The 26,394-nt window shown below is 66.4% G+C and carries 25 protein-coding genes; 13 read left to right on the top strand and 12 right to left on the bottom strand.

Annotation, left to right across the window (positions count from 1 at the left end):
• Window positions 1-59 precede the first annotated feature (59 nt).
• Window positions 60-593 (top strand): hypothetical protein, encoded by a 534-nt coding sequence (locus BLT08_RS09095; protein ID WP_090305241.1) that lies wholly within the window; start codon window positions 60-62, stop codon window positions 591-593.
• A 58-nt stretch (window positions 594-651) separates the two neighbouring features.
• Here BLT08_RS09095 and BLT08_RS09090 read toward each other — a convergent pair whose 3' ends face one another.
• On the bottom strand, window positions 652-1,389 hold the full coding sequence (locus BLT08_RS09090; RefSeq protein WP_090305237.1) for an SIMPL domain-containing protein: 738 nt from the start codon (window positions 1,387-1,389) through the stop codon (window positions 652-654).
• 119 nt (window positions 1,390-1,508) lie between these two features.
• Entirely contained in the window at window positions 1,509-3,146 is a 1,638-nt protein-coding gene (gene purH, locus BLT08_RS09085) for a bifunctional phosphoribosylaminoimidazolecarboxamide formyltransferase/IMP cyclohydrolase (RefSeq protein ID WP_090305234.1), read from the bottom strand.
• 177 nt (window positions 3,147-3,323) lie between these two features.
• On the opposite strand from purH, the gene purB reads away from it, so the two are divergent.
• Window positions 3,324-4,709, top strand: coding sequence for an adenylosuccinate lyase (gene purB, locus BLT08_RS09080; RefSeq protein WP_090305231.1), 1,386 nt, complete (start codon window positions 3,324-3,326; stop codon window positions 4,707-4,709).
• A gap of 119 nt (window positions 4,710-4,828) precedes the next feature.
• Entirely contained in the window at window positions 4,829-5,716 is an 888-nt protein-coding gene (locus tag BLT08_RS09075) for a DMT family transporter (RefSeq protein WP_090305228.1), read from the top strand.
• 95 nt (window positions 5,717-5,811) lie between these two features.
• On the opposite strand, the gene BLT08_RS09070 is transcribed toward BLT08_RS09075, so the two are convergent.
• Window positions 5,812-7,467: a long-chain fatty acid--CoA ligase gene (locus tag BLT08_RS09070; protein WP_090306120.1), complete on the bottom strand. Its 1,656-nt coding sequence runs from the start codon at window positions 7,465-7,467 to the stop codon at window positions 5,812-5,814.
• 159 nt (window positions 7,468-7,626) lie between these two features.
• Between BLT08_RS09070 and BLT08_RS09065 the strand changes: the two genes are divergently transcribed.
• Complete coding sequence (locus BLT08_RS09065; protein ID WP_090305224.1) at window positions 7,627-8,400, top strand: CPBP family intramembrane glutamic endopeptidase; 774 nt, start codon at window positions 7,627-7,629, stop codon at window positions 8,398-8,400.
• A 43-nt stretch (window positions 8,401-8,443) separates the two neighbouring features.
• On the opposite strand, the gene BLT08_RS09060 is transcribed toward BLT08_RS09065, so the two are convergent.
• The 7 genes from BLT08_RS09060 to dapA all read right to left on the bottom strand — a co-directional run bounded on the left by BLT08_RS09060 (window position 8,444) and on the right by dapA (window position 15,841).
• Complete coding sequence (locus tag BLT08_RS09060) at window positions 8,444-9,391, bottom strand: DUF8173 domain-containing protein (protein ID WP_090305222.1); 948 nt, start codon at window positions 9,389-9,391, stop codon at window positions 8,444-8,446.
• Between the two features lie 339 nt (window positions 9,392-9,730).
• The gene (locus BLT08_RS09055) at window positions 9,731-10,912 is read right to left on the bottom strand and encodes a M20 family metallopeptidase (RefSeq protein ID WP_090305219.1); all 1,182 of its coding nucleotides are present in this window, start codon (window positions 10,910-10,912) and stop codon (window positions 9,731-9,733) included.
• A gap of 67 nt (window positions 10,913-10,979) precedes the next feature.
• The gene (gene dapF, locus BLT08_RS09050) at window positions 10,980-11,810 is read right to left on the bottom strand and encodes a diaminopimelate epimerase (protein ID WP_090305216.1); all 831 of its coding nucleotides are present in this window, start codon (window positions 11,808-11,810) and stop codon (window positions 10,980-10,982) included.
• Window positions 11,811-11,814: 4 nt separating this feature from the next.
• Window positions 11,815-13,248 (bottom strand): diaminopimelate decarboxylase, encoded by a 1,434-nt coding sequence (gene lysA, locus BLT08_RS09045; RefSeq protein WP_090305213.1) that lies wholly within the window; start codon window positions 13,246-13,248, stop codon window positions 11,815-11,817.
• A 51-nt stretch (window positions 13,249-13,299) separates the two neighbouring features.
• Entirely contained in the window at window positions 13,300-14,136 is an 837-nt protein-coding gene (locus tag BLT08_RS09040; RefSeq protein ID WP_090305210.1) for a 2,3,4,5-tetrahydropyridine-2,6-dicarboxylate N-succinyltransferase, read from the bottom strand.
• Entirely contained in the window at window positions 14,133-14,900 is a 768-nt protein-coding gene (gene dapB / locus BLT08_RS09035) for a 4-hydroxy-tetrahydrodipicolinate reductase (protein WP_090305207.1), read from the bottom strand. The genes BLT08_RS09040 and dapB overlap by 4 nt, the downstream gene beginning before the upstream one ends.
• Window positions 14,897-15,841, bottom strand: a complete 945-nt coding sequence (gene dapA / locus BLT08_RS09030) for a 4-hydroxy-tetrahydrodipicolinate synthase (protein WP_090305205.1) — start codon at window positions 15,839-15,841, stop codon at window positions 14,897-14,899. The genes dapB and dapA overlap by 4 nt, the downstream gene beginning before the upstream one ends.
• A 350-nt stretch (window positions 15,842-16,191) precedes the next feature.
• On the opposite strand from dapA, the gene BLT08_RS09025 reads away from it, so the two are divergent.
• Together BLT08_RS09025 and BLT08_RS09020 are read left to right on the top strand one after the other, a co-directional pair.
• Window positions 16,192-17,016, top strand: a complete 825-nt coding sequence (locus BLT08_RS09025) for a M48 family metallopeptidase (protein ID WP_090305202.1) — start codon at window positions 16,192-16,194, stop codon at window positions 17,014-17,016.
• Window positions 17,017-17,223: 207 nt separating this feature from the next.
• On the top strand, window positions 17,224-17,721 hold the full coding sequence (locus BLT08_RS09020; protein ID WP_090305199.1) for a LabA-like NYN domain-containing protein: 498 nt from the start codon (window positions 17,224-17,226) through the stop codon (window positions 17,719-17,721).
• A 50-nt stretch (window positions 17,722-17,771) separates the two neighbouring features.
• On the opposite strand, the gene BLT08_RS09015 is transcribed toward BLT08_RS09020, so the two are convergent.
• Window positions 17,772-17,954, bottom strand: coding sequence for a hypothetical protein (locus BLT08_RS09015; protein ID WP_090305196.1), 183 nt, complete (start codon window positions 17,952-17,954; stop codon window positions 17,772-17,774).
• A gap of 165 nt (window positions 17,955-18,119) precedes the next feature.
• On the opposite strand from BLT08_RS09015, the gene BLT08_RS09010 reads away from it, so the two are divergent.
• The 7 genes from BLT08_RS09010 to BLT08_RS08980 all read left to right on the top strand — a co-directional run bounded on the left by BLT08_RS09010 (window position 18,120) and on the right by BLT08_RS08980 (window position 24,940).
• A complete protein-coding gene (locus tag BLT08_RS09010) occupies window positions 18,120-18,614 on the top strand; it encodes a PUA domain-containing protein (protein WP_090306117.1) in 495 nt (164 codons plus the stop codon).
• Window positions 18,615-18,754: 140 nt separating this feature from the next.
• Window positions 18,755-19,273, top strand: a complete 519-nt coding sequence (locus BLT08_RS09005) for a DedA family protein (protein ID WP_090305193.1) — start codon at window positions 18,755-18,757, stop codon at window positions 19,271-19,273.
• A 67-nt stretch (window positions 19,274-19,340) separates the two neighbouring features.
• On the top strand, window positions 19,341-19,724 hold the full coding sequence (locus BLT08_RS09000; RefSeq protein ID WP_090305190.1) for a nascent polypeptide-associated complex protein: 384 nt from the start codon (window positions 19,341-19,343) through the stop codon (window positions 19,722-19,724).
• Window positions 19,721-20,569 carry a 50S ribosomal protein L11 methyltransferase gene (locus BLT08_RS08995; RefSeq protein ID WP_090305187.1) on the top strand — a complete coding sequence of 283 codons (849 nt, stop codon included), beginning with the start codon at window positions 19,721-19,723 and terminating at the stop codon, window positions 20,567-20,569. Before BLT08_RS09000 ends, BLT08_RS08995 begins: the two co-directional genes overlap by 4 nt.
• 157 nt (window positions 20,570-20,726) lie before the next feature.
• On the top strand, window positions 20,727-23,072 hold the full coding sequence (gene ppsA, locus BLT08_RS08990; protein ID WP_090305184.1) for a phosphoenolpyruvate synthase: 2,346 nt from the start codon (window positions 20,727-20,729) through the stop codon (window positions 23,070-23,072).
• A 168-nt stretch (window positions 23,073-23,240) separates the two neighbouring features.
• A complete protein-coding gene (gene mfnA, locus BLT08_RS08985) occupies window positions 23,241-24,326 on the top strand; it encodes a tyrosine decarboxylase MfnA (protein ID WP_090305182.1) in 1,086 nt (361 codons plus the stop codon).
• 263 nt (window positions 24,327-24,589) lie between these two features.
• On the top strand, window positions 24,590-24,940 hold the full coding sequence (locus BLT08_RS08980) for a hypothetical protein (protein ID WP_090305179.1): 351 nt from the start codon (window positions 24,590-24,592) through the stop codon (window positions 24,938-24,940).
• A 9-nt stretch (window positions 24,941-24,949) separates the two neighbouring features.
• Here BLT08_RS08980 and BLT08_RS08975 read toward each other — a convergent pair whose 3' ends face one another.
• Window positions 24,950-26,317 (bottom strand): sodium-dependent transporter, encoded by a 1,368-nt coding sequence (locus BLT08_RS08975; protein WP_090305176.1) that lies wholly within the window; start codon window positions 26,315-26,317, stop codon window positions 24,950-24,952.
• Between the last annotated feature and the right edge of the window lie 77 nt (window positions 26,318-26,394).

Here is a 26,394-nt window from a genome sequence, read left to right as displayed (position 1 = left end):
TCCGTCGTTCTCGAAACGACTCGCAAGCTTCAACAGGAACTCGCTCGTCGGATCGCACGATGGAGCGTCCGCTCGGTCTCTCGAGTTTCGCCACCCAGAGCCGTTTCCAGCACGCGTTGACGGTGGTCGGCGGGCTGGCGCTCTGCCTCGTCGTCTACTTCGGGACCGTCGCGGTCGTCTTCGGCAGCCTCGACGCGCTGGCGACCGAAGCGAGCATCACCGAACAGCGCGTCGGCGGTGCCGTCGCGTCGGTCGCCGTCTGGACGTACTTCGGGCTCGCGTTCGTGCGCGGCTACGGCGGCCCAGTCCTGAATCTCGTCTATCCGATCGCGATCGTCGTCGCCGCGCCGTTCGTCGCTCGCTGGGCCCTGTTCGGTCCCGACGTGAGCGGACTCGTCTCGCGGTTCGTCGGATTGGTCCTCATCGAGCCGCTGGCCACGACGCTGCTCGTCGTGCTCCCGGGGGGTGCCGCGTTTCTCGCCGTGTTGACCGTCTGGTCGACCAGCATCGCCGAGGAACGCCGGCGCGAGTGGGAACGTCGCCATCTCTCCGCTGCGTTCTACGACGCGTTCGTCGCCGAAGAGTACGAGTAACCCGATCCGAGGCCGGGCGTGGGTACTTGTGCTAGAGGCGATCGTTCCGGTCCGGTTTTCACGCCGCGTCCTCGAACCCGTACGTCACCGTCACCGACGCGCTCACGCTGACCGGACCGGCGTCGAACTCCGTCTCCGGCGGGGCGGCGTCGTCGGTCTCCGCGACGTCGTCCGCCGCGTACCGGGTCGTCCCGTAGCTGACGTCGCTCGTCGTCACGGAGTTCGTGCCGGTGATCTCGACGCCCCGATTGGCCGCGACGTGTTCGGCCTCGCTATCTGCGTTCGCGAGCGCTTCGTCGAGTGCGTCGTTGCGGAGTTCTTCGCGCGTTTCCTCCCGTAGGGTGAAGTTCACCCGACCGATGTCGTCCGCACCGGCGTCGATCGACTCGTCGATCACGACGCCGGCCTCCTCTACGTCGTCGATCGTGAGGTGGAACGACTGCGATCCTTCGAACCCGTCGCCGTCCCGTACGGGGTGGATTCGAAACCGTCCTTCCTCGACGTTCTCGTCGGGGATTCCGAGGTCGTCGAACACCTCCCGAAGCGGATCGGATCTCGAGGCGAGTTCGTCCCGGACCTCGTCGGCCGTGTCGCCGCTGGCCTCGATACCCACGCTGACCGTCGCTCGGTCCGGCTCCGCCTCGACCTCGCCGTCGGCGCTGACGGTGATCTCGTTTTCGGACGTCTCGCGGGTCGTTTCGCCGCCCTCGTCGCTGCTGAGTGCACTGCCGGTACAGCCGGCCACCGCCGCTGCGACGCCAATACTCGACGCCGCCAGGAACTGTCGTCGATCCATGTCCGTTCGCACTCTTGCCAGTGAAAAAACACCTCGTCTAGCTCAAAGGAATCTTTGAGTCAGTTGCGTCGGTCCGCCTCGCATCGCAGAGCACAGTCGAAACGCTCCATCGGATACGGTCAGTCGTGCCGAAAACTCCGCTGTCCCGTAAACGCCATCGCGATCCCGTGTTCGTCCGCCGCCTCGATCACGTCGTCGTCGTTGACCGAGCCGCCGGGCTGGACGACCGCCTCGATGCCCGCCTTCGCGGCCTCCTCGATGCCGTCCGGGAACGGGAAGAACGCGTCCGAGGCCATGACCGCGCCTTCGGCGTCCTTTCCTTCGGCGTGTTCGTCAGCTTTCATCGCCGCTAGTCGAACCGCGTCGACGCGGGAGACCTGTCCCATCCCGACGCCGACCGTCTCGGTCCCCTTCGTGAAGAGGATCCCGTTCGACTTCACGTGTTTGAGCGTCTGCCAGGCGAACACCATCGACTCGAGTTCTTCCTCGCTCGGCTCGCGCTCGGTGACGACCTCGAGGTCGTCGACCGAAATCGACTGCAGGTCACGCTCCTGGACGAGTCGACCGCCGACGAGCGGCTTCTCAGTGAAACGCTCCGTTCGTTCACCGAGCTCGCCGACGTCGAGCACGCGGAGGTTGTCCTTTTCGAAGAGGACCTCGAGCGCGTCGTCGGTGTAGCCGGGAGCGACGACGACCTCCTTGAACGAGTCGATGATCTGTTCGGCCGTCGCGGCGTCACACTCTCGGTTGAGCGCGACGATGCCGCCGAAGGCGCTCATCGGGTCCGTCGAGAGGGCCTTCTCGTAGGCCTCGGTGAGATCGTCTGCGGTTGCACAGCCGGCCGGGTTGGTGTGTTTGATCACCGCGGCGGCTGGCTCGTCGAACTCCTTGATCAGGTTCAGCGCGCCGTCGGCGTCGTTGTAGTTGTTGTACGACAGCGCCTTCGCGCCCTCGTTCAGCTGGTCGGCGTGGACGACGCTGGCCTCGTCCGTGGTGTAGTCGGTGTAGACGGCAGCGTCCTGATGGGGATTCTCCCCGTAGCGGAGCGTGTCGGCCCGGTCGTCGGAGACGAGTCGTCGACCCGGCAGCCCGTTGTGGTCGTCAGCGTCCGTGCTTGCGACGTCTGCGTCGACCGTCACGTCGCCCGCCTCGAGATCGACATTGACGCTCCCCTCCGCGAACCACTTCACGGCCCGGGGGTACGCGCGGAACTCGCCCTCGTAGAGGACGCGCTCTTTCAGACTCTCCTCGTCGTCGCCCGCGTAGACCGGGATCGGCTCCTGAGTGACGATCGGACCGCCGTCGACCTCGTTCTCGACGACCTCGCCATCCTCGTCCGTCGCGTCGGTGACGACGTGGACCGTACAGCCCGTCACCGAGACGTTCGCCTCGAGCGCGTCGCCCCAGGCGTCCATCCCGGGGAATGCGGGCAGCAACGAAGGGTGGACGTTCAGCGTGGTCGGCGCTTCGTCGAGGAACGTGTCCGAGAGAATGCGCATGTAGCCGTCGAGACAGACGAGGTCGAACTCGTGGTCGGCGAGGACCTCGAGCATGGCTTCCTCGTGGGTCGCCCGGTTCATTCCGCCCTCGAGCGGAACGACCTCGGTCGGAATCCCGCGCTCGGCGGCGGCGTCGAGCACCGGCGCGTCGGCGTTGTTCGTTAGTACGACCGCGAGTTCGGCCCCGCCCGGCGCGCGGTCGGCGATGTTCAACAGGTTACGCCCTCGGTTGCCGGCCATCCCGGCGATTCGCATCATGGTCGAACCCGCGCCCGCGAGGGGCAAAGTGGTTGCGGTCTCGGCCACCGAAATATGCACGGTCGTGTATTATAACGGCAGTATTTCCGTACGGTCTCTCCGAGATATGCATACTCGTGGCCCCGAGCGACCCGCGTTTCGACACGCTTTTGGACCGCGTGCGGGAAGGCTCGTTCAATGACCGACACGAACGCCCTGTACGCCGTCTCGCCGCTGGACGGCCGCTACGGCAGCCGGACCGCGCCGTTGTCGCCGTACGCCAGCGAGGCCGCACTCATGCGCGCCCGGGTCCGCGTCGAAGTCGAGTACCTGCTCGCGCTCGCGGATCTCGAGGCGACGCCGCTCGAGCTCGACCTCGAGGAACGCGAACACCTTCGCGGACTGTACAAACACTTCGCGGAGGAGGACGCCCGGCTGATCAAGACCCTCGAGACGGAGGGCTACGCCGAGTTCGAGGCGACCAACCACGACGTCAAAGCCGTCGAGTACTTCGTTCGTCACCGGCTGCTCGAGGGCAGCGACGCCTCGGCCTGGATCCACTTCGGGCTGACCAGCGAGGACGTGAACAACCTCGCCCACCGGCTGCTCGTCCGCGACGCCGTCGACGAGGTGCTCCTGCCGGAGCTGTACGAGGTCCGCGAGACGCTCGCGGGGATGGCTCGCGACTACCGCGACCTCCCGATGCTCGCCCGAACGCACGGCCAGCCCGCGACGCCGACCACGTTCGGCAAGGAGATGGCCGTCTACGCCGCCCGTCTCGGTCGCGCGACGGGGCGCATTCGGCAAGCGACCGACGAACTCCGGGGCAAACTCGGCGGCGCGTCGGGCACGTACGCGGCCCACCACGCGGCCTACCCCGACGTCGACTGGCCGGCGTTCGCGGAGGCGTTCGTCACCGATCTGGGCCTCGAGTTCGAGGCGCTGACCACGCAGGTCAACCCCTGTGACGACCTCGCGGCCGTCTTCGACGCCTTCCGCGGGGCGAACGAGGTCCTGCTGGACCTCGATCTGGACATGTGGCTCTACGTTTCCGACCGCTACCTCGGCCAGGAGGCCGTCGAGGGCGAAACCGGCTCCTCGACGATGCCCCACAAGGTCAACCCGATCGACTTCGAGAACAGTGAGGGGAACCTCTCGAAGGCCAACTCGGATCTCACCTTCCTGGCGGACTACATCACCACGTCGAGGCTCCAGCGCGACCTCTCCGACTCGACCGTCAAGCGCAACATCGGCGCCGCATTCGCCCACTGCCTGATCGGCTACGGCAAGACTGCGTCGGGGCTCTCGAAGGTCGTCCCCACCGAGCGGGTCATGCGCGACGAACTCGAGTCCACCCCCGAGATCATCGGCGAGGCCGTCCAGACGATCCTCCGCCGCGAGGGACAGGAGGACGCCTACGAGCGCGTCAAAGCCGTCACGCGCGGCAAGGACGTCACGCTCGAGGACTTCCGTACCATGTTCGACGACCTCGAGGTCGACGAAGACGTTCGCGAGGAACTGCACGCGCTGACGCCGGCGGGCTACACCGGCGTCGCGAGCGAGTTAGTGGACGACCTCGAGTAGTCGACGCGCGGTCTCGAGCAGCCACTTTTGCGATCCGACTCGCCACGGCCCGCGAGACGCGCGTATCGGAGTTTTTGTAAGCCGATGCGCGGTACTGCGAGTCAGCGACTCGATTTGGCATGCCTGAATATCTCTCTCACCGAACGCTCGAGACCGAACACCTCGGTATCGCGCTGATACTCGTCTCAGCGATCGGGTTCGGGACGCTCGGGATTTTCGGAATCTACGCTCAGCGGGCGGGGCTCTCGATTCCGACGGTGCTCGTCTTTCGGTTTCTGCTCGCCGGGCTGGTGATCTGGGCCTTTCTCGCGTGGCGAGGAGAGGCGACGATCCTCCGCGGACGACCGCTGGCGATCGCGCTCGCGCTCGGCGGCCTCGGCTACACCGCACAGAGCGGGCTCTACTTCCTCGGTCTCGAGTACATGACGGCCGGACTGGTCGCGATCGTCCTCTACACCTATCCCGCGTTCGTCGTGGTTCTCGCGGTCCTCACGATCGGCGAGCGAATCAGCCGAGCCATGCTGGTGGCGCTGTGTCTGGCCTTCGGCGGCATCGTCCTCGTCACCGGCGCGAACCCGGAGGGCGCGTCGCTCGTCGGCGTGGTCGTCGTCCTCGGCGCCGCGCTGGCCTACGCCTGCTACATCACCGGCTCGCGGGCGGTGCTCGAGACGGTCGATCCGCTGGTCCTGACCGCGTACGTGTTGCCCGCCGCCGGGGCGTCGTTCGTCGGCATCGGGGCGGCCACCGGTCAACTCGCGTTTCCCACGGCGCCGTCGGCGTGGGCGATTCTACTCAGTATCGCCGTCGTCGCGACCGCGGTTCCCGTCGTGGCGTTTTTCGCCGGGCTGCGGTACATCGGCGCCAGCCGAGCGAGTATCGTCAGCACCGCCGAGCCACCCGTCACGGTCGTCCTCGGTGCTGCGCTGTTCGCCGAACCGGTCACCGTCGCGACCGTCGCCGGCGGCGCGTTGATTCTCGCCGGCGTGATCGTCCTCGAGCGCGAGTGACGAGTCGAACCGAGCCTGTGTCGGAACGTCGAGTGCGACGGTTCGGGTAGCGTCCGGCGGCTGCATCGCTGCCGAAAAATAGCCCGGCGCGGCGTTCAGTTTTGATCCGGCGCGGCGTCTTCCGGTACCCGGCCCTCGACGAGGGACTGGTCCGCGTACTCCTCGCGGATGTCCTTCTTCGAGAACTTGCCCGTCGCCGTCTTCGGCACCTCTTCGATGAACTCGACCTCGTCCGGCAGCCACCACTTGGGGTACTCGTCGGCGAGCATCTCGTTGATCTCGGGGACGAGCGTCTCGCGGTCGACGCCGTCGTCGGGAACGACGAACGCGACCGGTCGCTCCTGCCAGCGCTCGTGGGGGACGCCGACGACGGCCGCCTCGGCGACGTCGTCGTGGGCCATGATCGCGTTCTCGAGTTCGACCGACGAGATCCACTCGCCGCCCGATTTGATCACGTCCTTCTCGCGATCGACGATCTGGATGTAGCCGTCTTCGTCGACGGTGACGACGTCGCCGGTCTTGAGCCAGCCGTCCTCGAAGTCCTCCTCGTTGGCCTCCGGGCGCTTGAAGTACTCCTTCGTGACCCACGGACCGCGAACCCACAGCTCGCCGAACTCCTCGCCGTCCCAGGCGATCTCCTCGTCGTTCTCGTCGATCACTTTGAACTCGAGGCCGGGGACCATCAGCCCCTGTTTGCCGCGTTTCTCGAGTTGGGTGTCGTAGTCGGCGTCCTGCAGATCGGATTTGAGGTGGGAGACCGAGCCGATCGGGGACATCTCGGTCATTCCCCATGCGTGGAGCACTTCGACGCCCTGGTCGTCGAACCACTCGATCATCGATTTCGGCGCCGCCGAGCCGCCGACGATCACGGTCTCGAGCGTCGAGAGGTCGACGTCGTGTTCCGAGCAGTACTCCATCAGTCCGAGCCAGACGGTGGGGACGCCGGCGCTGATCGTCACGCCCTCGTTCTCGATGAGGCTCGCGATGTCTTCGGGCTCCGGCGAGGGGCCCGGGTAGACGTGTTTCGAGCCGCCCGCAGTCGCCGAGAACGGCATGCCCCAGGCGTTGACGTGGAACATCGGCACGACGGGCATCACGACGTCGTCGTCGGCCATCGGGATCCCCTGTGGCGTCAGCGTCGCCATCGTGTGGCTCCAGAGCATCTGCTGGGTGTACTCGACGCCCTTCGGGTTCCCGGTGGTTCCCGAGGTGTAACACATTCCCGCCGGCTGTTCCTCGTCGACGTCGGGCCAGTCGTAGTCGGTGTCCTGGCCGTCGATGAACGACTCGTACGGCGTCGCCTCGAGGTGGTCGGACTCCTCGCTCCCCATGACGACGAAGTCGACGTCCGCGAACTCGTCGCCGTCGGCATCGGCGACCGCGCTCGCGAGTTTCGGTGCGAGCGACTGATCGACGAAGATCAGCTGATCGTCGGCGTTGTCGACGATGTACTGGATGTGTGCGTCGGGAAGCAGCGGGTTGATCGTATGCAGCTGGGCGCCGATCGACGGGACGGCGAAGTACGTCTCGAAGTGCCGGGAGTGGTTCCAACAGAACGTCCCGACGCGGTCGCCCTCCTCGATGCCGTGTTCGTCGAGGGCGTTCGCGAGCTGGCTCGTTCGATCCTCGTACTCGCCGTAGGTGTATCGCTGCATTCCGTCGTGGTTTCGGGAGACGATCTCCGTGTCGGAATACAGGTTGGCTGCACGCCACAGAAACGGTCGAAGGGTTTGATCTGTTCCAGCAGGCATGTCCATTCGTTGAGATACGCAAACGAGGTATTATTCTTTTTATACTGTGTCAGACATTTCCACGCGCATTTTACGAGCGGATCGTCGAATACTCCGCCTCCGCCTCGCGACTCGCCGACGGTCAGTACCTATTTTTATCGCTGGTGACTACGGGCACCTGTGTCCACGAGACGGCGGTTTCGAGTCCCCGTTCCGGCGAGCGTCCGAGCCGTCGTCCTCTGTCTCGCGCTCGCGATCGGCGGCTGGTTCACCGGACTCTCCGCGACGGTCGGCGTCGAGGTGCAGCTGCTCGTCCTCGGGTACGACGACGCGACGATTCACCAGCTCGCCTCGTCGGTCGCGTTCAACGTCGTCGGCGCCGGCGGACTCGCCCTGACGTACTTGATCGTTCGTCGTCGGGGGTTCGATCCGGCGTTCGTCCTCGAGTTCCTCCGGCTTCGAAAACCCACGCTCCGGGACCTGAGCTGGATCGCAATCGGTCTAATCGGTGCGTTCACCGTCGCCATGGGCTACCAGCTGGTCATCGAGCTGTTCGATCCGTTCGGAACGGGCGGGGAGGGGACGACCCACTCCGGCATCGAGCGGGGGCGGGAGTACCCGCTCTTGCTGTTGCTCGGGATTCCGATCGCGATCTTCCTCACCGGTCCCGGCGAAGAGTTACTCTACCGGGGCGTTATCCAGTCGCGCCTCGGCGAGACGTTCCCCACGGTGGTCGCCGTAATCCTCGCGTCGTTCGTCTTCGGAATCGTCCACTTCCCCGCCTATTTGGGCGAGGACCTCGGGGCGGTCCTCGTGAGCCTCGGGACGGTCACGACGCTCGGACTCTATCTCGGGGTCCTCTACGAACTCTCCGACAATCTGGTCGTTCCCGCGCTGGTCCACGGCCTCTTCAACGCGGTCGTCTACCTCGTGAACTTCCTCGAGTACGTCTGAAGCCGCCGACTCGACGCGCAGAACCGCACGATTTGGGGCCGTGTCACCGATCGGACTCCGACGCGTCCTCGGTTTCGTCCGCGCGGTCGGCACCGATCTCCCACGCCCAGTCGTCGACGGTCCACTCACCGGTTGTCTGCTCTTTCCCATCAGCCGTCGAGGGGCGGGCACCATCGGTCCGCCGTCGCGCGAGACGGTTCGAGTCCTCCGTCTCGTCGTCGACCCGTCCGGCCACGCCCGACGGTGTCTCCGGACCGGTCTCGGTCCCGTCGCCTTCGATTTCCGTCGAGCGCCAGACGGCAGTTTCGTCCGAGTCGGCCCCTTCCCAGCGCTCGGTCGAGCGGACAGTCGGGCGGCCCGTTCGCGCCGGTCCGTCGCGGACGCGACCGCGTTCCTCGTCGTCGCTCCAGGGGTCGAACCGTCGTCGCGCGAGCGCGCCCGTGCCGACGGTCGCGAATCCGATCGCGACCAGCGTCCCGACGACGGGAACGAGTTGACTCGAGCCGAGGACGACCGATCCGACCGCGAGCGACCGTCCGAGCGACGGCGTCCCGGTCGCAACGCTGCCGGCGATCCGATCGCCGACGACGACGGAACCGATCGTACCGCCGACGATCAACAGCCCACCGGCGACGATCAGCGCCGGCAGCGAGACGAGCGCGCCGATTCCGAGCACCGCCGGATGGTCGGCGACGTAGGTGAGGACGAACAGCGGTATCGAGGCGACGACGAGCGGCGCGAAGAAGACGAGAAAGCCGGTCGCGAACGTCAGGTCCGGCCGCTCGAGGGCGTCGTCCCGAATCGCTCGAATCGGCGACGAGAACCCGGCCAGCAGTACCCCGCCGACGACGAGCGTGAGGACTGTCCAGCCGACGGCGACGCCGAGCGGTCGGCGGAGATCGACGCCGCCGACCGACTGGGCGGTGACGAGCGTCGCGTCTCCCCCGACGGTCGCGAGGGAGGACAGCACGGCGGCGACAGCGGGGGACACGTGTTGCTGTCTACATTAGACAGCGTCGGTAAAAATCGTCCGATCGGATCGGTCGAGAACCGTTCGCGTCGAGTCCGGTCCCGTGCCTTCGGGCACGGTCGTCGACGGATCGAGATCAACATGGCTTTGACCGACTGTTCCGAACGGCCGGTATGAGCGATGCGATAGTCGAGTATCTCTTCCCGGAAATCGCGACCGTCGCCCTCTTTGTCGTGGCAATTCTGGGCATGATCGCCCTCCTCTACATCTCGATCAAGTGGTAGCGACGCGGTCGCCTCGCGACGAATCATCCGTTCTCACGATGAAGGCGCCGCCGTCGCTCCGCGAACACGACGGTTTCTACTCGACGATCGTCAGCACCGTCTCCTCGAGCGCCCGCGCCGCCTCGCGGACCGCGTCGATCCGGACGTACTCCCGCGGCGCGTGCGCGACGGCTCCCTCGTCGTCCGCGAGGACGCCGGGGCCGAAGACGACCGTCGGCGCGTCGGCCGCGAAGTAGGAGGCTTCGGTCGCGGCGGCGAAGGGCCGGACGTCGCCGCCGGACGCAGAGGCGAGGACCTCGACGATTCGTTCGTTGGGATCGGTGTCCCAGGCCTCGAGGAACGGCGTGGGTCGGTCGGTGAAGCGAAACTCGAGCCCCACGTCGTCGGGCACGGCGGTCCGCAACTGCTCGGTGAGCGCCGCGTGGAACTCGTCGGCCGCTTCGGGCGGCACGCTCCGGCGGTCGACCGTCAGCGCGCAGTCGGCCGGCACCTGATTCGTGGCCGCGCCGCCCTCGACGACGGTCGGCGTGAGCGTCGCCTCGCCGAGCTGTGGGTGCGTCGGTGGCGCGTCGTCTCGGTCGTCGAACGTTCGGATCGCCGCGAGGACGGACTCGAGCGCGGCGACGGCGTTGACTCCCGTCTCCGGTTCGGCGGCGTGGGCGTTCGCGCCCGTCAGGTGGATCGTCCCCTGGAAGCGCCCTTTGGCGGCCGTACAGACGTCGAGATTCGTCGGCTCGCCGACGATCACCGCGTCGGCGTCTCGGGTCGGCGACTCCACGCCCGTCACCAGTTCGTACGCGCCGATCGAGAGCACCTCCTCGTCGGGCGTGATCGCGAGCGTGACGCGGCCGGTCGCGCTCGCGGGATCGACGGCGAAAAACGCCGACAGCAACGCGGCGAGCGGCCCCTTCGCGTCACAGGAGCCGCGTCCTCGGATCACGTCGCCGGTCTCGGTTTCGCCGCGACCCTCGACGCCGGTCGCGTCGCGTTCGAACGGCACGTGCGGCGAGACGGTGTCGATGTGCGTGTTCAACACGAGGTGGGTGTCGGCGTCGGCCGGCCCGCGGGTCGCGATCACGTTTCCGTGTTCGTCGACGCGGGGGGTAACGCCCCGTTCCTCGAGCGTCTCACAGAGGAACGTCCGCATCGGGCCGACGTCCTCGTGGGAGGCGTGCTGGACTGCGGTCTCCAGGAAGGCGACGGGATCGAAGGCGTCGTCGACCGCTCGGTTCGTCGTCCGCGCTCGGTCCTCGCTCATCGTTCGGCTCCGTTTCCAGTCGTTCTCGGTCGTCGCTTGCTCTCGCTCTCGTCCATCCGCTCCCCGCTCACAGTTCGGCCGGCGATTCGGGCGTGACTTCGCCGTCGAACTCGTGTTCGACGGGGCCGGTGAGCGTCGCGTTCCCGCGGTCGTTGAAGCTGACCTGCAGGTCGCCACCCGGCGGGCGCACCTCGACGGGATCGGCGTCGGTGAGACCGAGTCGGCGGGCGACGACGGCGATGGCGACCGCACCCGTCCCGCAGGAGTCCGTCTCGGCTTCGACGCCGCGCTCGTAGGTCCGCTGGTCGAAGCCGCCGTCGCCGTCGGGGCTGGCGACCGTGACGTTCGTCCCCTTCGGGAACGCGTCGCCGTGGCGAACTGGTGGTGCAACCGTCTCGAGGTCGACGTCGCCGACATCGTCGACGAACGCGACGGCGTGGGGAACGCCGGTGTTGACCATCGTCACCTCGAGGCCGTCGATCTCCTCCTCGAAGACCGGCTCGTCCGCCCGAACCGGGACGTCGCCGGGGTCGAACGTGGGCGTCCCCATCTCGATGGTGATCACGCCGTCGGTCCGATCCGCGCGAAGGGTGCCCGACTGCGTGTCGATCATGACGCTGTCGGTGTCGGTCCGATCCATGGCCCACTCGGCGGCACAGCGCGCGCCGTTGCCGCACATCGGGGCCGTCGAACCGTCGGGCTGGACCAGCGTCATCACGACGCGCGGCGGACTGAACTTCTCCTCGAGGGCGAGATAGAGGATTCCGTCGGCACCGACGCCGGCGTCGCGATCGCACTCGCGGACGGCGAGTGCCCCCCGATCGGGGACGAACTCGTCCGCGTGGATAATTAGAAAGTCGTTGCCGGTGCCGTGGTACTTCTGAAATGGAACAGTCATCGTGCTATCGAGTATCGTGGCCGTTATGTGCTTCTCGGTCTGCGTCGGTATCAGCGTTCCCGTTCGATCCGGCGCCGCCGGCGTCGTTTGTCGGGTCGGAGCGCTCGGCCTCGAGCCGAGTGACGTCGTCGACCGTCTCGCGACGGCGTGCGAGTCGAACCCCGTCGCCGTCGAGGACGACCGAAGCGGGCCGAGGTCGGGAGTTGTACTGGTTGGCCATCTCGTAGCCGTAGGCCCCCGTGTTGCCGACCGCGAGGACGTCCCCGCGCTCGCTCGTCGGGAGTTGCCGGTCGGTACAGAACACGTCCCCGCTCTCGCAGATCGGGCCGGTGATGGTCTGTGGCCGCATCTCGCGACTGGTGTGGCTGTCGTTCTCGTCCGCGCCGCTCGAGTCGGCCGTCAGATTTCGGATCGGGTGATAGGCGTCGTACATCGCGGGCCGGAGCAGGGTCGTCATCCCGGCGTCTATGCCGACCGCGAGGGTGTCGCGGGCCTCCTTGACGGTGTTGACTTCCGTCAGGAGGACCCCCGCGTCGGCGACGAAGTAGCGGCCGGGTTCGATCGTCAGTTGCGCGTCGACCTCGCCGATCGCCTCGCGCGTCGCCTCGGCGACCGCCTCGAGATCGAGCGGCTCCTCGTCCTCGTGGTAGGGAACGCCGAAGCCGCCGCCGACGTCGACGAACTCGAGGCCGTCGCCGTCGACGGCCGCGAGCGCGTCGCTCACCTCCCGCGTCAGATCGCCCATCCGCGAAACGAACTCCCGGTGGTCGTCCAGTTGGTCGCTCGAGACGCCCGAACCGACGTGGGCGTGAATGCCGACGACGTCGAAGCCGCGCTCGGCGGCGTCGGTGAGCACGTCGACCGCGCGTTCGGCCGGGACGCCGAACTTCGCGTTGGCGCCGGTCTGGACCTTCTCGTGGTGGCCGGCGCCGATTCCGGGGTTCACGCGGAGACAGAGCCGGCCGTCGTAGCCGCGTTCCTCGAGGCGGTCGAGGGTGTCCTCGGCCCCCACGGTGATCGTCAGCTCGGGGTGGTCCTCCCAGGCGTCGACGACCCAGTCGAGGTCCCGCGCGGGCGGGTTGACGGCCGTGTAGTGGACGTCCGCACCCGAGCTATCGCCCCCGGTGCCGGATTCATCGCGTGCGGCGCTCGAATCGATGGCCGCGAGCGCGCGTTCAACTTCGCCCGCGGAGGCACACTCGAGTCCGACGCCTTCCTCGTGCAGGGTTTCGAGGACGTCTCCGAGGGCGTTCGCCTTCACGGCGTAGAGAATCTCCGCGTCCGGAAACGCGGACTGAATTCGGTGGCAGTTCTCGCGGACGCGCTCGAGATCGAGCACGTACAGCGGCGAGCTGTAGTCGTCTATAAGCGCGGACAGGTCGACGGCGTCCCAGTCGTCGAGGCGGCGGACGGCGGGGGACGCTGCGGGCGTAGTCATTGTTCAGTGTACGTGAGCGTGAGAATTCAAACGTTTGGGTTCGGCGCTCGGCTACTCTCGCAGCGCGTCCTCGCGCTCGGTCGCCTCGAGCGTCTCCGTCTCCAGATCCGTCGCGACGACGGCCGGCTTGTAGGCGCCGCCGTCAAAGAGCGCGTGCTCGCTGACAGAGGATTCGACGAACCGCGTGAACGCGCGGCGGTCGGCCGGCAGTTCGCCGTAGAGCACCTCGTCCTCGACGAGGTCGTAGACGGGAATTCGCGGCGTCAGCAGCGTGTTCTCGCCGACGACGCTGTTCTCACCGACGACGAAGCCGCTCGTGACGCGACAGCCCGCGCCGAGCGAGACGTTGTCCTCGACGATGACCGGCGCGTCCTCGACCGGCTCGAGCACGCCGCCGATGAGGGTGTTCGCGCCGAGTTTGACGTTCGCGCCGATCTGCGCGCAGGAGCCGACCGTGTCACAGGAGTCAACGAGCGTGCCGTCGCCGACGTGGGCGCCGATGTTGACGAACGCCGGGCTCATCAGGATGCAGTCCGAGCCGATGTGGGCGCCCTTGCGGACGACGGTGCCGTCGGGCGTGTTGCGACTGCCGCGGTCGCCGTACTCGCTCGAGTCCGCGAGCGGGAGGACGTCGTTGTACGTGACGCCGCCGTACTCGCGGGGGACGGTCTCGCGCAGGCCGAAGTTGAGCAGGATACCCTGTTTGACCCACTCGTTGGCCTCCCAGCTGTCGCCCCGTTTCTCCGCGGCGCGGATCTCGCCGTCCTCGAGCGCGTCGAGGAAGGCGTCGAGCGTCGCTTTCTCGTCCTCGCCGACGGTTTCGACGCTGACGTCGTCGTTCTGTTTGCGGTCCCACAGCTCGTCGATCTCGGTCTCGAGCGTGCTCATTCGCTGATCACGTCCGCGAAGTCGTAGTCGCCCGCCTTTTGTCCAGCGATCCAGACCGCCGCGTCGACCGCGCCCGCGGCGAAGACCCCGCGGTCCTCGGCGCGGTGCGTGAGCCGGACCTCCTCGTGGTTGCCCGCGAGGATCACTTCGTGCTCGCCCGTGACGTTGCCCGCGCGGAGCGCGTGGACGCCGATCTCGCCTTCTTCGCGCGGATCCTCGCCCTCGCGGCCGTGGGTCCGTCCGGTAAAGTCGCCGTTGGTCTCGATTTCCTCGAGCAGCCGGTTCGCGGTCCCGCTGGGGGCGTCGCGTTTGGCGTTGTGGTGGGTCTCGACGAGTTCGACGTCGTAGCCGGGCAAGTTCTGTACGGCCTCGCCGACGACGTTCAGCAGGGCCTGCACCCCGCGGGCGAAGTTCGGCGCGTGGAGGACGGCGACCTCCTCGCTCGCGGACTCGAGCGCCTCGCGTCCGTCGTCGTCGAAACCGGTGGTTCCCGTGACGAATGCGACGCCGGCGTCGGCGCAGGCGTCGGCGTAGTCGACCGCCGATTCGGGGCCGGTGAAGTCGATTACGACGCTGGGCTCGCGCTCGACGACCAGCGAGTCGAACTCGCCGGCAGATTCGATCTCGATGCCGTCGACCGTCTCGCCGTCGGGCTCGCGGGTGACCGCGAAGACGACCTCGCAGTCGGCGTGGTCCGCTGCGGCGGCGATCACTTCACGCCCCATCCGGCCCGTCGCGCCGGTGACGCCGACCCGTACCGTCATCGATCACCCTCCGCCGCCGGCTCCGTGCTGCTGTCGTCGGCCGACGCCGGTGATTCGTTCTCGAGGTTCGCGAGGACGGCCTCGAGGTCCTCGCGGTACTCCTCGGAGAGTCGAGTCAGCGGTGGACGCATCCGTGCGGGTCCGTAGCCGCGGATCTCCATGGCCTCCTTGACCGGGATCGGGTTGGTCTCGACGAACAGCTCGCGGAACAGCGGCCCGAGTTCGTGGTGGAGCTGTTGGGCGCGCGCGTAGTCGCCGTCGAGTGCGGCGCCGACCATCGCGCAGGTGAGTTCGGGTTCGATGTTGCCGGCGACGCTGATCGTGCCGGTACCGCCGACGGCGATCGTCGGCAGGGTGAGCGCGTCGTCGCCCGAGAGGACGGCGAAGTCCTCGTCCATCGTGCGCTCGGCGATCTCGCCGATCTGGCCCAGGTCGCCGCTGGCGGCCTTGTAACCCGCGATATTCTCGTGGCTGGCGAGTTCGACCGCCGTGTCGGGTTCGATGTTCTGGCCCGTGCGGGAGGGTACGTTGTAGACGATCTGCGGGAGATCGACCGCGTCGGCGATCGTGCGAAAGTGGTCGACGAGTCCGCGCTGCTCGGGCTTGTTGTAGTACGGCGAGATCAGGAGGAGGCCGTCGGCGCCGGCCTCGGCGGCGCGCTCGGAGAGCTCGAGCGCCTCGCGGGTGTTGTTCGAGCCCGTGCCCGCGATGACGGGCACGTCGTCGACGGCCTCGATGACGGCCTCGACGACGCGGACGTGTTCGTCGTGGGTCAGCGTCGCGGATTCGCCGGTCGAGCCGACGGGAACGAGCCCGTCGACGCCCGCGCTCTCGAGTCGCTGGGCGTCGGTCTGGAGCGTTTCGAAGTCGATGCGTTCGTCCTCGTCGAACGGCGTACACATGGCCGGGAAAACGCCGGTGAAGTCGATATCTGATGTCATGGTGGGTGTTGCTATCTGAGTCGGCTGCTAGGTACTTGGCTATTGGTGATTCGCGCGTCGTGAGTCAGGCGTGGAATTGAACTCGACCTGACCGCGTCGAGGTCGCGCCCGGGACGGGGGTGCTACGCCCGCCTCGAGCACATCTCACAGACGTTTGCGTTTCGAAAAACGGAGGTCGGCGTCGCTCACGACGGGACGATCGGTCGGGTGAGCGACGTGACGCATATGGGAGCAGTCGGAACGGACGACCTTATCGGTTGTGACTTCGAGCCGTCGGCTCGAACGGGTTGTGCCACTAATTGACATGACGTTTCGCGTAATTTATCCCGGAGTAGTACGTACGGCCGGGTATGACAGACTTCGGACTGAAAGTACGGATGGTCGTCGTCGGGGCCATCCTGTTCGCCTTCTACGTCGGTGCAGCGACGGTGCTCGCGCTGATGTTCGGCGTCGATCCCCTGTTGATACTGCCCGCCGGTATCATCATCCTCCCCGCGTTCCAGTACAAACTCGGAAAGTGGTTGGCGACCAGAAAAGCCGAGGAGATGCCCGACGAGGGACAGTATCGGGAAGTCCATCAGATGACCGAGTCCCTCTCCCGCGATATGGGCGTCAAGAAGCCGAAGCTGATGGTGATGGATATGGGCGTCCCCAACGCCTTCGCCGTCGGCCGAAAGGGTGCCGGCGTCGTCTGCGTCTCGACGGAACTCATGCGGTTGCTCGAGCGCGACGAACTCGAGGGCGTCATCGCCCACGAGATCGCCCACATCAAGAACCGCGACGTCATCACGATGGTCATCGGCCAGTCCATCGGGATGATGGTCGGCTACGTCGCCTACTTCGCGGTTCTGATGGGCGGCGAGCGCAACATCGGCACCTACATCGTCGCCATGATCGCCTCGACGCTCGCGAACATGCTCGTGATGGTCTTCGTCCTCGCCATCTCGCGGTACCGCGAGTACGTCGCCGACGACGACGCTCGCCAGTACATCGGCAGCGGCGACCCCCTCGCCCGCGCGCTCGAGAAGATCTCGAGCGGATCCCAGGGCCAGGAGTCGCAGGTCGAAGACAGCATGAACGCGCTCTGCATCTTCAACTCCGACAAGAGCCTCATGGCGCAGGTGTTCGCGACCCACCCGCCGACGGAAAAGCGCATCGAGAAACTCCGTAGCTAACGGCTGTCGATCGGCTACAGCCGACGATATTTTGGCCGCCGTTCATCACCGTCCGGAGCGACCGCGCCGGTCGGCCGCCGACTCGAGTGATGACGATCACTCGAGCGTGAGTGATATCGGCTACGTGCCTCGATACGCCGAGGTCGAGGCGCGCAAATACGGACCCAACGACGCGCCTTTTTAACGATTGCCGATACAATGTAGCCTATGACCGAAATTCATCCCGGCCAGCGTGTCGCCGTCCTGGTCGACGCACAGAACCTCTATCACACGGCACAGAGCCTCCACAGTCGAAATATCGACTACTCCGCGCTCCTCGATAAGGCCGTTCAGGATCGCCAACTGACTCGCGCCATCGCGTACGTGATCCGCGCGGACTCGCCGGAGGAAGAGAGCTTCTTCGAGGCGCTGGTCGATATCGGCTTCGAGCCGAAGATCAAGGACATCAAGACGTTCTCGGACGGCACGAAGAAGGCCGACTGGGACGTCGGGATGAGCCTCGACGCGGTGACGCTCGCGAACCACATCGACACGCTCGTGCTCTGTACCGGCGACGGCGACTTCTCGCGGCTCTGCTCGCATCTGCGCCACGAAGGTGTTCGCGTCGAGGTGATGGCGTTCGAGTCTTCGACGGCCGAAGAACTCATCGACGCGGCGGATTCGTTCCTCGACCTCGGCGAGCGCCACGAGACGTTTCTGCTGTAGGTGCGTTTCGCGTGTCGCCGTTCGGACTCGCGTGCGACCCGGTCGGCCGATCAGGATCGATGCGGGTACTCACTCCGCCAGAGACCGATCAACAGCGCGTAACCGGTAACGAGCAGCGTCACACCCGCCAGAAGATAGGTCGTCGGACCCGAGACGAGCGAGGCCGGGCCGGCCAGCGTCAGGGTGCCGAGGACGAGGAGGGCCGCCCCGAGGCCGATTTGCGTGACGTCCATTGGATAGCGGTACTACAGAATCGAGTATTATAACGTTCTCTATCTCGTTTTTGTATCCATCGTTTATATGTATGCCAATCAAACATGTGCGTCCATGGTTCGGACGTCGACCACGCGGCGCCCGAGGTCGAAGGGCTTTCGACCGCCCGCACGAAACGCCACGCAATGAGTGATACAGCCGACGAAAACGGGCTGGCGGGGCTTTCGAACCTCCGCACGATCGCGGACTATCAGTTCGGTGCGGGCGCGGGCGAGGCGCTGTTCCCGCCCGCGGAATCGCTGACGGTCAAGCGGACGACCTCGGGTCGTCCCCAGCAGGTCCACGCCGATGCCGGCCGCATCGTTTCGTTCGGTACCGACGGCCGATTTACACTCGGACTCGAGGGTGGTCGTCGGCTCCACGCGGCGCTCGAGCACCCGGCCTACCGCGTCGTCGTCGACGACGAGAGCGAACCGTTCGTCCGCGACGAGAAGAACGTCTTCACGAAGTTCGTCCTCGAGGTCGGACCGGAAATCCGGCCGGGCGACGAGGTGGTGGTCGTCCACGAGCGCGGCGAGGTGATCGCGGTCGGGACGGCACGACTCGGCGCCGAGGCTATCGAGGACTTCGAGACCGGGATGGCCGTCACCGTACGCGAGGGTGCGCCTGCGACCGACTGAACGAGGTCGAGACGGTTCGATGGAGCCGACGATCCGACGTGTTTCTGGATCGGAAAATACGGTCCACTGTTTATGTTCGTCCCGTTCGACTGACCGCGTACGTTCGGTGTCGCGCCGTTCCCTCGACACCGTCCCCACCCATGTCGTCCGCTACGCTCTGGCTCGAGTACGCCCTCGCCGCGATCAGCGTCGCCGGTCTTCCGGCGCTGTTCGTCGTCTTCGTCTTGAAAGGCGCCCTTATCGGGAAGATCTTTCCGACGAGCGTGTTCCTCTCGGGGTACGTGGTGCTCACCACCCCGACCCACGTAGGTGCCGCGACGATCGTCGTCCTCGTGACGGTCGCGCACGTGATCGGCCAGTTCGCCGTCTACACCGGAAGCAGACGATACGGCGAGGAGATCGTCTCGGCAGTCCCCTACCTCAGTTTCGATCCGTCGTCGGACCGGTTCCGCCGGGTCGGTGACTGGTTCGACCGCTACGGCGACGTCGCCGTCTTCGGGACGAACGTGATCCCGTGGAGTCGCGGATTGATCGCGATCCCCGCCGGTGTCAGTTCGTATCCGCGGCGTCGATATCTCTTCCACGTCGGCGCGTCGACGCTCCTGTATCACTCCGTCTACGTCGCGCTCCCGTTGCTCGGACTCGCCGCGATCGCGTGAGGGGATCGGTCACCGCTGGGCGCCCTAGACCGCAGGGTAAAAGGTCACCGGTGCCGACGTGTCGGGTATGTTCGGAGGAGGCGGCGGACTGAACCCGCGAAAGATGGAACAGATGATGGAACAGATGGGGATCGACGTCGAGGATATCGATGCCGAGGAGGTTATTATCCGCACGGACGAGTACGACCTCGTCTTCAACGACGCCGAAGTCACGAAGATGGACGCCCGCGGCCAGGAGACCTACCAGGTCATCGGCTCGCCGGAACAGGTCGAGTCCGGTGCCGCAGGCGGGAGCGCCGACGCCGGTGGCGACGCGGATGCCGGCAGCGCGATCCCTGACGACGACGTCGAGCTCGTCGCGACCCGTACCGGCGTCAGCGAGGACGAGGCCCGCGCAGCACTCGAGGACGTCGACGGCGACCTCGCCGCAGCAGTCGAATCCCTCGAGTGACGCGCGTGAGCAAGCGCGATTCGGACGTCGACGACGCTACGAGCGACGCTGAAGCGGAAGCAGATGCGGAAGCCGGAGCCGGCGACGAGGCCGAACCCGACGTCGGGAGCGATCGCGTTCCCGTCTTGCTGGTCCGCGAGGACCGGAACTACCTCGTCGAACCCGGCGCGGAGCAGGGGACCGATCTGGGCGTCCTCGAGGTGCCCGAAGACGTCCAGCCGGGCGACACGATCGAGACCCATCTGGGCGACGAGTTTCGGGTCCGCAGACTGCGCGGCCCGGACCTCTTTCACCACTTCGAGCGCACGGGTGCGCCGATGGTTCCCCGCGACATCGGCCTGATCATCGGCGAGACGGGGATCGCACAGGGAGACCGGGTGCTCGACACCGGCACCGGAACGGGCGTGCTCTCGGCGTCGATGGCCCGCGCCGGGGCGTCGGTCGTGACCTACGAGCGCGACCCGGAGTTCGCCGACGTCGCGCGCGAGAACATGAAGTTGGGCGGAGTCGCCGAGGCCGTCGACATCCGCACGGGCGACCTGACCGCGGAAGTCGACGACCTCGAGGAGTCGTCGTTCGATGTCATGACGCTCGACACCGGCGACGCCGCGGATCTGGTCGAACACGCTCCCGACCTACTGGTCGAGGGCGGGTTCGTCGCGGTCTACAGCCCCTTCATCGAGTCGACTCGTGCGGTCGTCGAGACGGCCCGCGAGGCCGGCCTGTCGGACGTCCGGACCCGCGAGACCATCCAGCGGGAGATGCAGTTCGACGACCGGGGCTCGCGACCGTCGACCGCGCCGGTCGGGCACACGGGCTACCTGACGATCGCCCGGAACGTGTAGGAGCGCAACCGACGAGCCGACCGACGCCGGCCGGGAAGAATTGCCGGAACCGGCGATAAACCGGCGCCTACCGTCGAAACTCATTCGGTCCCGAGTTGCGAATCGGCGCGACTGTTCGCAACCCTTTTTATTCGTTCGAGTGTCCACGCCACTAGAGATGGCTGTACTCTGGCTGGACGAGATCAGTGCCGGCGACCTCGAGAAGGTCGGCGGCAAAGGCGCCTCCTTAGGCGAGCTTACGGGTGCTGGGCTGCCCGTGCCGCCGGGATTCGTGGTAACCGCCGGAACCTATCGATCGTTTATCGAAGACGCCGAAATCGACGAGGAGTTGTTCGAGGCCGTCGAGGTCGACGTCGACGACTCGAGCGCGCTCGCGACCGCGGCCGACCGCGCACAGGAACTCATCCTCGAGACGCCGTTCCCCGACGACCTGCGCGAGGAGATCCTCGCATCCTATCGCGAGGTCGGCGACGGCGAGGCGTTCGTCGCGGTTCGATCCTCGGCGACGGCCGAGGACCTGCCCGACGCCTCCTTCGCGGGCCAACAGGAGACGTTCCTGAACGTGACCGAGGAGGCGCTTCTGGACCGCGTCCGGGAGTGTTGGGCCTCGCTGTTCACCCAGCGGGCGATCTACTACCGCCAGGAGCAGGGCTTCGACCACTCCGCGGTCAACATCGCGGTCGTCGTCCAGCAGATGGTCGACGCCGAGAAGTCGGGCGTGATGTTCACGAGCCACCCCTCGACGGGCGATCCGACGATGATCATCGAGGCCGCGTGGGGGCTGGGCGAAGCCGTCGTCTCGGGGGCTGTCTCTCCCGACAACTACGTCGTCCCGCGCAACGACGACGAGACCGATGTCACCGTCGCCGAGAAGAAGGTGATGCACGAAAAGGACGAGGAGACGGGCGAAACCGTCGAGCGCGAGGTGCCCGCGGACAAACGAAACGCCCGCGTGCTCAGCGACGACGAAATCGCCACACTCGTCGAACTCGGTGAGCGCGTCGAGAACCACTACGACACCCCGCAGGACGTCGAGTGGGCCATCGTCGACGGCGACGTCTACATGCTGCAGTCCAGACCGATCACCACCATCGACGAGAGCGGAAACGGAGCCGAGGCGCCCGACGCGAGCGGTGTCGTCGACGCCGCGAAGGGTGTCACCGACGGCAGTGGCAGCGGCGGCATGCAGGTCGAATCGGGCGGTGACGGCGGCTCGAGCGCCAGTTCCGGGGACGTCATCGTCGACGGACTCGGCTCGAGTCCGGGCACCGTCAGCGGGGCCGCACAGATCGTCCTGAAACTCGACGATCTGGACAAGGTCAAGGAAGGTGACATCATCGTCACCGAGATGACGATGCCGGATATGGTCCCCGCGATGAAACGCGCCTCGGGGATCATCACGGACGAGGGCGGCATGACCAGCCACGCCGCCATCGTCTCCCGCGAACTGGGCGTGCCGGCCATCGTCGGCACGACGAACGCCACGACCGTCTTGGAGGACGGCCAACTCGTCACGCTCGACGGCGACAAGGGCGCGGTGCTCGAGGGCCAGAAGGTCGAACCGGACGAGGAGACCGAACCCGTCGAAGAAGTTCGTCCGCAGTCGCCGGTCAAGCCGATGACCGCAACCGAGGTGAAGGTCAACGTCTCGATCCCCGAGGCCGCCGAACGCGCGGCCGCGACAGGTGCCGACGGCGTCGGCCTGCTCCGCACGGAGCACATGATCCTCTCGCTGAACCAGACGCCCGCCAAGTACATCGAGGAAAACGGCGAGGACGCCTACATTACGGAGCTCGTCGAGGGTATCCGTGGCGTCGCCGACGAGTTCTATCCCCGTCCCGTCCGCGTTCGCACGCTCGACGCGCCCACCGACGAGTTCCGCCAGCTCGAGGGCGGCGAGAACGAGCCGAAAGAGCACAACCCGATGCTCGGCTATCGCGGGATTCGACGCTCGCTCGACCGACCCGAGGTCTTCGCCCACGAACTCGAGGCGTTCCGCCGACTGTACGAGATGGGCTACGACAACGTCGAGATCATGTTCCCGCTGGTCAACGACGCCGAAGACATCTATCAGGCCAAGCGGCAGATGGAGAAGGCAGGCATCGACCACACAAAGCGCAAGTGGGGTGCGATGATCGAGACGCCGGCTTCCGCGCTGTCGATCGAAGGGATGGCCGAGGCGGGGATCGACTTCGCCTCTTTCGGCACCAACGATCTCACCCAGTACACGCTCGCGGTCGACCGGAACAACGAGCACGTCGCCGACCGCTTCGACGAACTCCATCCGGCCATCCTGCGACTGATCGGGAACGTCATCGAGACCTGCCGCGAACACGACGTCGAGACGAGCATCTGCGGCCAGGCCGGCTCCAAACCGGAGATGGTTCAGTTCCTCGTCGACGAGGGCGTGAGTTCGATCTCGGCGAACATCGACGCCGTTCGCGACGTCCAGCACGAAGTCAAGCGGACCGAACAGAAGCTGTTGCTCGATTCGGTTCGCTGACGCCGCGGTCGCCGTCGAACGGTTTTTTAGTGCCTGCAGATTGCTCGACACAGTCGCGGCGACGCTCGAGCGCAACGACAACCGCGAGTCGGTTTCTCCGAGTGTATGAAAACGGACGTGTCAGCGCTAAACGCAACGTTGAAACCGGTGAACGTTCTTGTGCGTGATATGCAAATCGAGCCGCAGTCGTTCGATCGGGTGCTCTCGTCGATGTGTACGGCGCCCCACCCGGTCGCACGCGAGGCGGCCGAACGCTTTCTCGCGACGAACCCCGGCGATCCGGGGACGTATCCGAACGTGGCGGCCCTCGAGAAGGATGCGATCGCCACGTTGGGGGAGATTGCCGGGCTCGAGGACCCATCCGGCTACGTCGCCAGCGGGGGGACGGAAGCGAACATTCAGGCGATCCGGATCGCTCGCGACCGCGCGGAGACGCGGACGCCGAACGTCGTCATGCCCGAATCGGGCCACTTCAGTTTTCAGAAGGCCGCCGACGTCCTCGGCGTGGAGTTGCGTATCGTGCCGACGGACGACGACTTTCGGGCCGATCTCGAGGCCGTCCGCTCCTGCGTCGATGCGGAGACGGCCATGGTGGTCGGCGTCGCGGGGACGACCGAGTACGGCCGCGTCGATCCGATCCCCGAACTCGGCGAGATCGCTCGGTCGGTCGGGGCGCTGTTGCACGTCGACGCCGCTTGGGGCGGGTTCGTCCTGCCGTTTACCGACCACGAGTGGCACTTCGGCCACGCCGCGGTCGACACGATGGCGATCGATCCCCACAAGATGGGCCAGGCCGCAGTCCCCGCCGGCGGGCTGTTGGTTCGCTCGGACCACCTGCTCGACGAGCTCGCGGTCGACACGCCATACCTCGAGTCGACCTCGCAGGCGACGCTGACGGGAACGCGGTCCGGGGCGGGGGTCGCCAGCGCCGTGGCGGCGATGGACGAGCTGTGGCCCGACGGCTACCGCCAGCAATACGTCCGCTCACAGCACAATGCCGAGTGGCTCGCGGACGCCCTCGAGAAACGGGGCTACGACGTCGTCGACCCGACCCTGCCGCTGGTCGCGGCCGACCTGCCGCGGTCGACGTTCGACGCGCTGCGGGACGAGGGATGGCGGATCTCCCGGACGGGGACGGGCGAGTTGCGGGTGGTCTGTATGCCCCACGTGACGCGGGAGATGCTGGCGTCGTTTATCGGGGATCTGGATCGACTCGAGGTGCGCGCGAGCGTGCCCGTCGTAAGTGACGATTGAGGCGGTCTCGAGTACAGTCGCTTCGGAAATGAACGTGAGCACGCTGCACATACTGGCGACTAGGGGCTCCACATCCTCCCCAACCGATTCACTCGCACGTTTTCGCCGGTCGCCGTCGCTTTCGCTCCGTCGACCGACAGCGCGCGCCACCGCCACAGAGCTGCTGGCTAGTGAGTCGTGGGACCAGCACTAGCGACAAATCGATACGTGGTCGAACCGCGAGCAATCGGTAGCTGTTTGCCCTGCCGCTGAAAGACTCGAGTATGGCAATGGATCGAATCGACGGCGTCGCGATCGTCGGCTTCGCAGCGATCATCGCGGCGTCGACGGCTCTCGAGGGGATCGTCGTGGCGGCCGCGCTCGGCGGCTTCGCGCTCTCGCTCTCGAGTTGGCGGCTCTACGGCGGTCGGCCCTGGGAGGCGCTGGCCTGGCTGTCGTGGGTCGGTGCCGCCGTCGTGCTCGTGATCGTCCCTGGCGGTGGCGCGTTCGTCGTCGCGTTCTTCGGCTCGTTGCTTCTCGGCGTCGGGCTGTTGCTCGCGGACCGACTGGACCTGCTCCCGTCGATCTGGAACGAGACGGGCGTCGAGGGTGTGGAGGGGCAGAGGGACGGCTAACGCGGGCGACTACTGGTCGCCGACCCACTCGGCGAAGGGACCGGTGAGGAACTCGTAGTAGTCGAGAATCCCGAGTACGAGCGCGACGAGCAACACGAGGATGACGGGGATCCTGACGGCCCAGATCCAGGCCGGGCCGAGCGAGCCGAGATCACCGATCCCGCGCTGTAGTTCGTCGACCGCGAGGTCGGGGAGGGACCAGCCGACGAGGATCATGAGCAGGAGGCCTCCGAGCACCAGGAGGATCTGGTCGGCGAAGAGGTCGAAGAGATCGAGCAGGACGAGATCGTAGGCCGACGGAACGCCGAGCAGGAACATCGCGCCGCCGATGCCGATCGCGGCCGTGGGTCGGCTGATACCGCGCTCGTCGATGATGTAAGAGACGACGACCTCCATGAGACTGATCGCACTCGAGAGCGCGGCGATGGCGACGGTGCCGAAGAAGACGGCCCCGATCAGCCAGCCGAGCGTGAGGTCACCGAACGCGGCGGCCAGCGAGACGAAGATCGCACCCGCGCCGGGGTCGGCCGGATCGACGCCCGCGGTGAAGAGGATCGGGAAGACGATCAGGCCGGTAATAAAGGCGATCGAGGTGTCGAAGCCGATGATGATCGCGCCGTCCTCCGCGAGGTTACGGTCCTCGCCGAGATAGGACGCGTACGTGATCATCACCCCCATGCCGAGCGAGAGGGTGAAGAAGGCCTGACCGGCCGCGGCAGGGACGATGCTCTGCCAGTTGTCGGCGATGACGCCCCACTCGGGAGAGAGGTAGTAGCTGTAGGCCTCGCCCGCGCCCGGCAGGGTTGCGGCGTAGATCGCCAGCCCGATGGTGATGACGATGATCGCGGGAACCATCACCTTCACCGCGAGTTCGATCCCGCGTTCGATCCCGACGGCGACGATGGCGATCACGGCGGCCATGAAGAGTGCGTGAAAGAGGATCGCGTCGAGCCCGCTCGCGAGCGTGACGAACTGTCCCTCGGCCTCGGCGGCGTCGGCGATGTAGCCGTCCTGTAGTCCAAGGATCGTGTAGCGGATCGTCCAGCCGGCGACGACGCTGTAGTACGACAGGATGACGAAGCCGGTCGCGATGAAGATCCAACCGACGTACTGCCAGACGCCGGAGCCGATCTCTTTGAGCGCGCCGACGGGGTTACGTTCGGTGCGGCGACCGACGACGAACTCGACGAGCATCGCCGGGAAGCCGATGAGGACGATAAACAGCAGGTACATCAGCAGGAAACCGGCACCCCCCTCCTGTCCCACCTGGAACGGGAACCGCCAGATGTTCCCGAGGCCGACGGCGCTGCCGACGGCCGCGAAGATGAAACCGACTCGAGTCGCCCACTGTTCGCGCGGGATATCGACGGAGCTCATACCTGGGGTGTGTTACCGTATATGTCAAAACGGTACGTGATCGTCGAGTCCGGAAATCCGGGCTTGTGGTCCGTATA

The organism is Natronorubrum texcoconense, assembly GCF_900100335.1.
In the GTDB taxonomy this organism is placed as follows: domain Archaea; phylum Halobacteriota; class Halobacteria; order Halobacteriales; family Natrialbaceae; genus Natronorubrum; species Natronorubrum texcoconense.
This window is presented reverse-complemented; position numbering and strand designations above follow the sequence as displayed.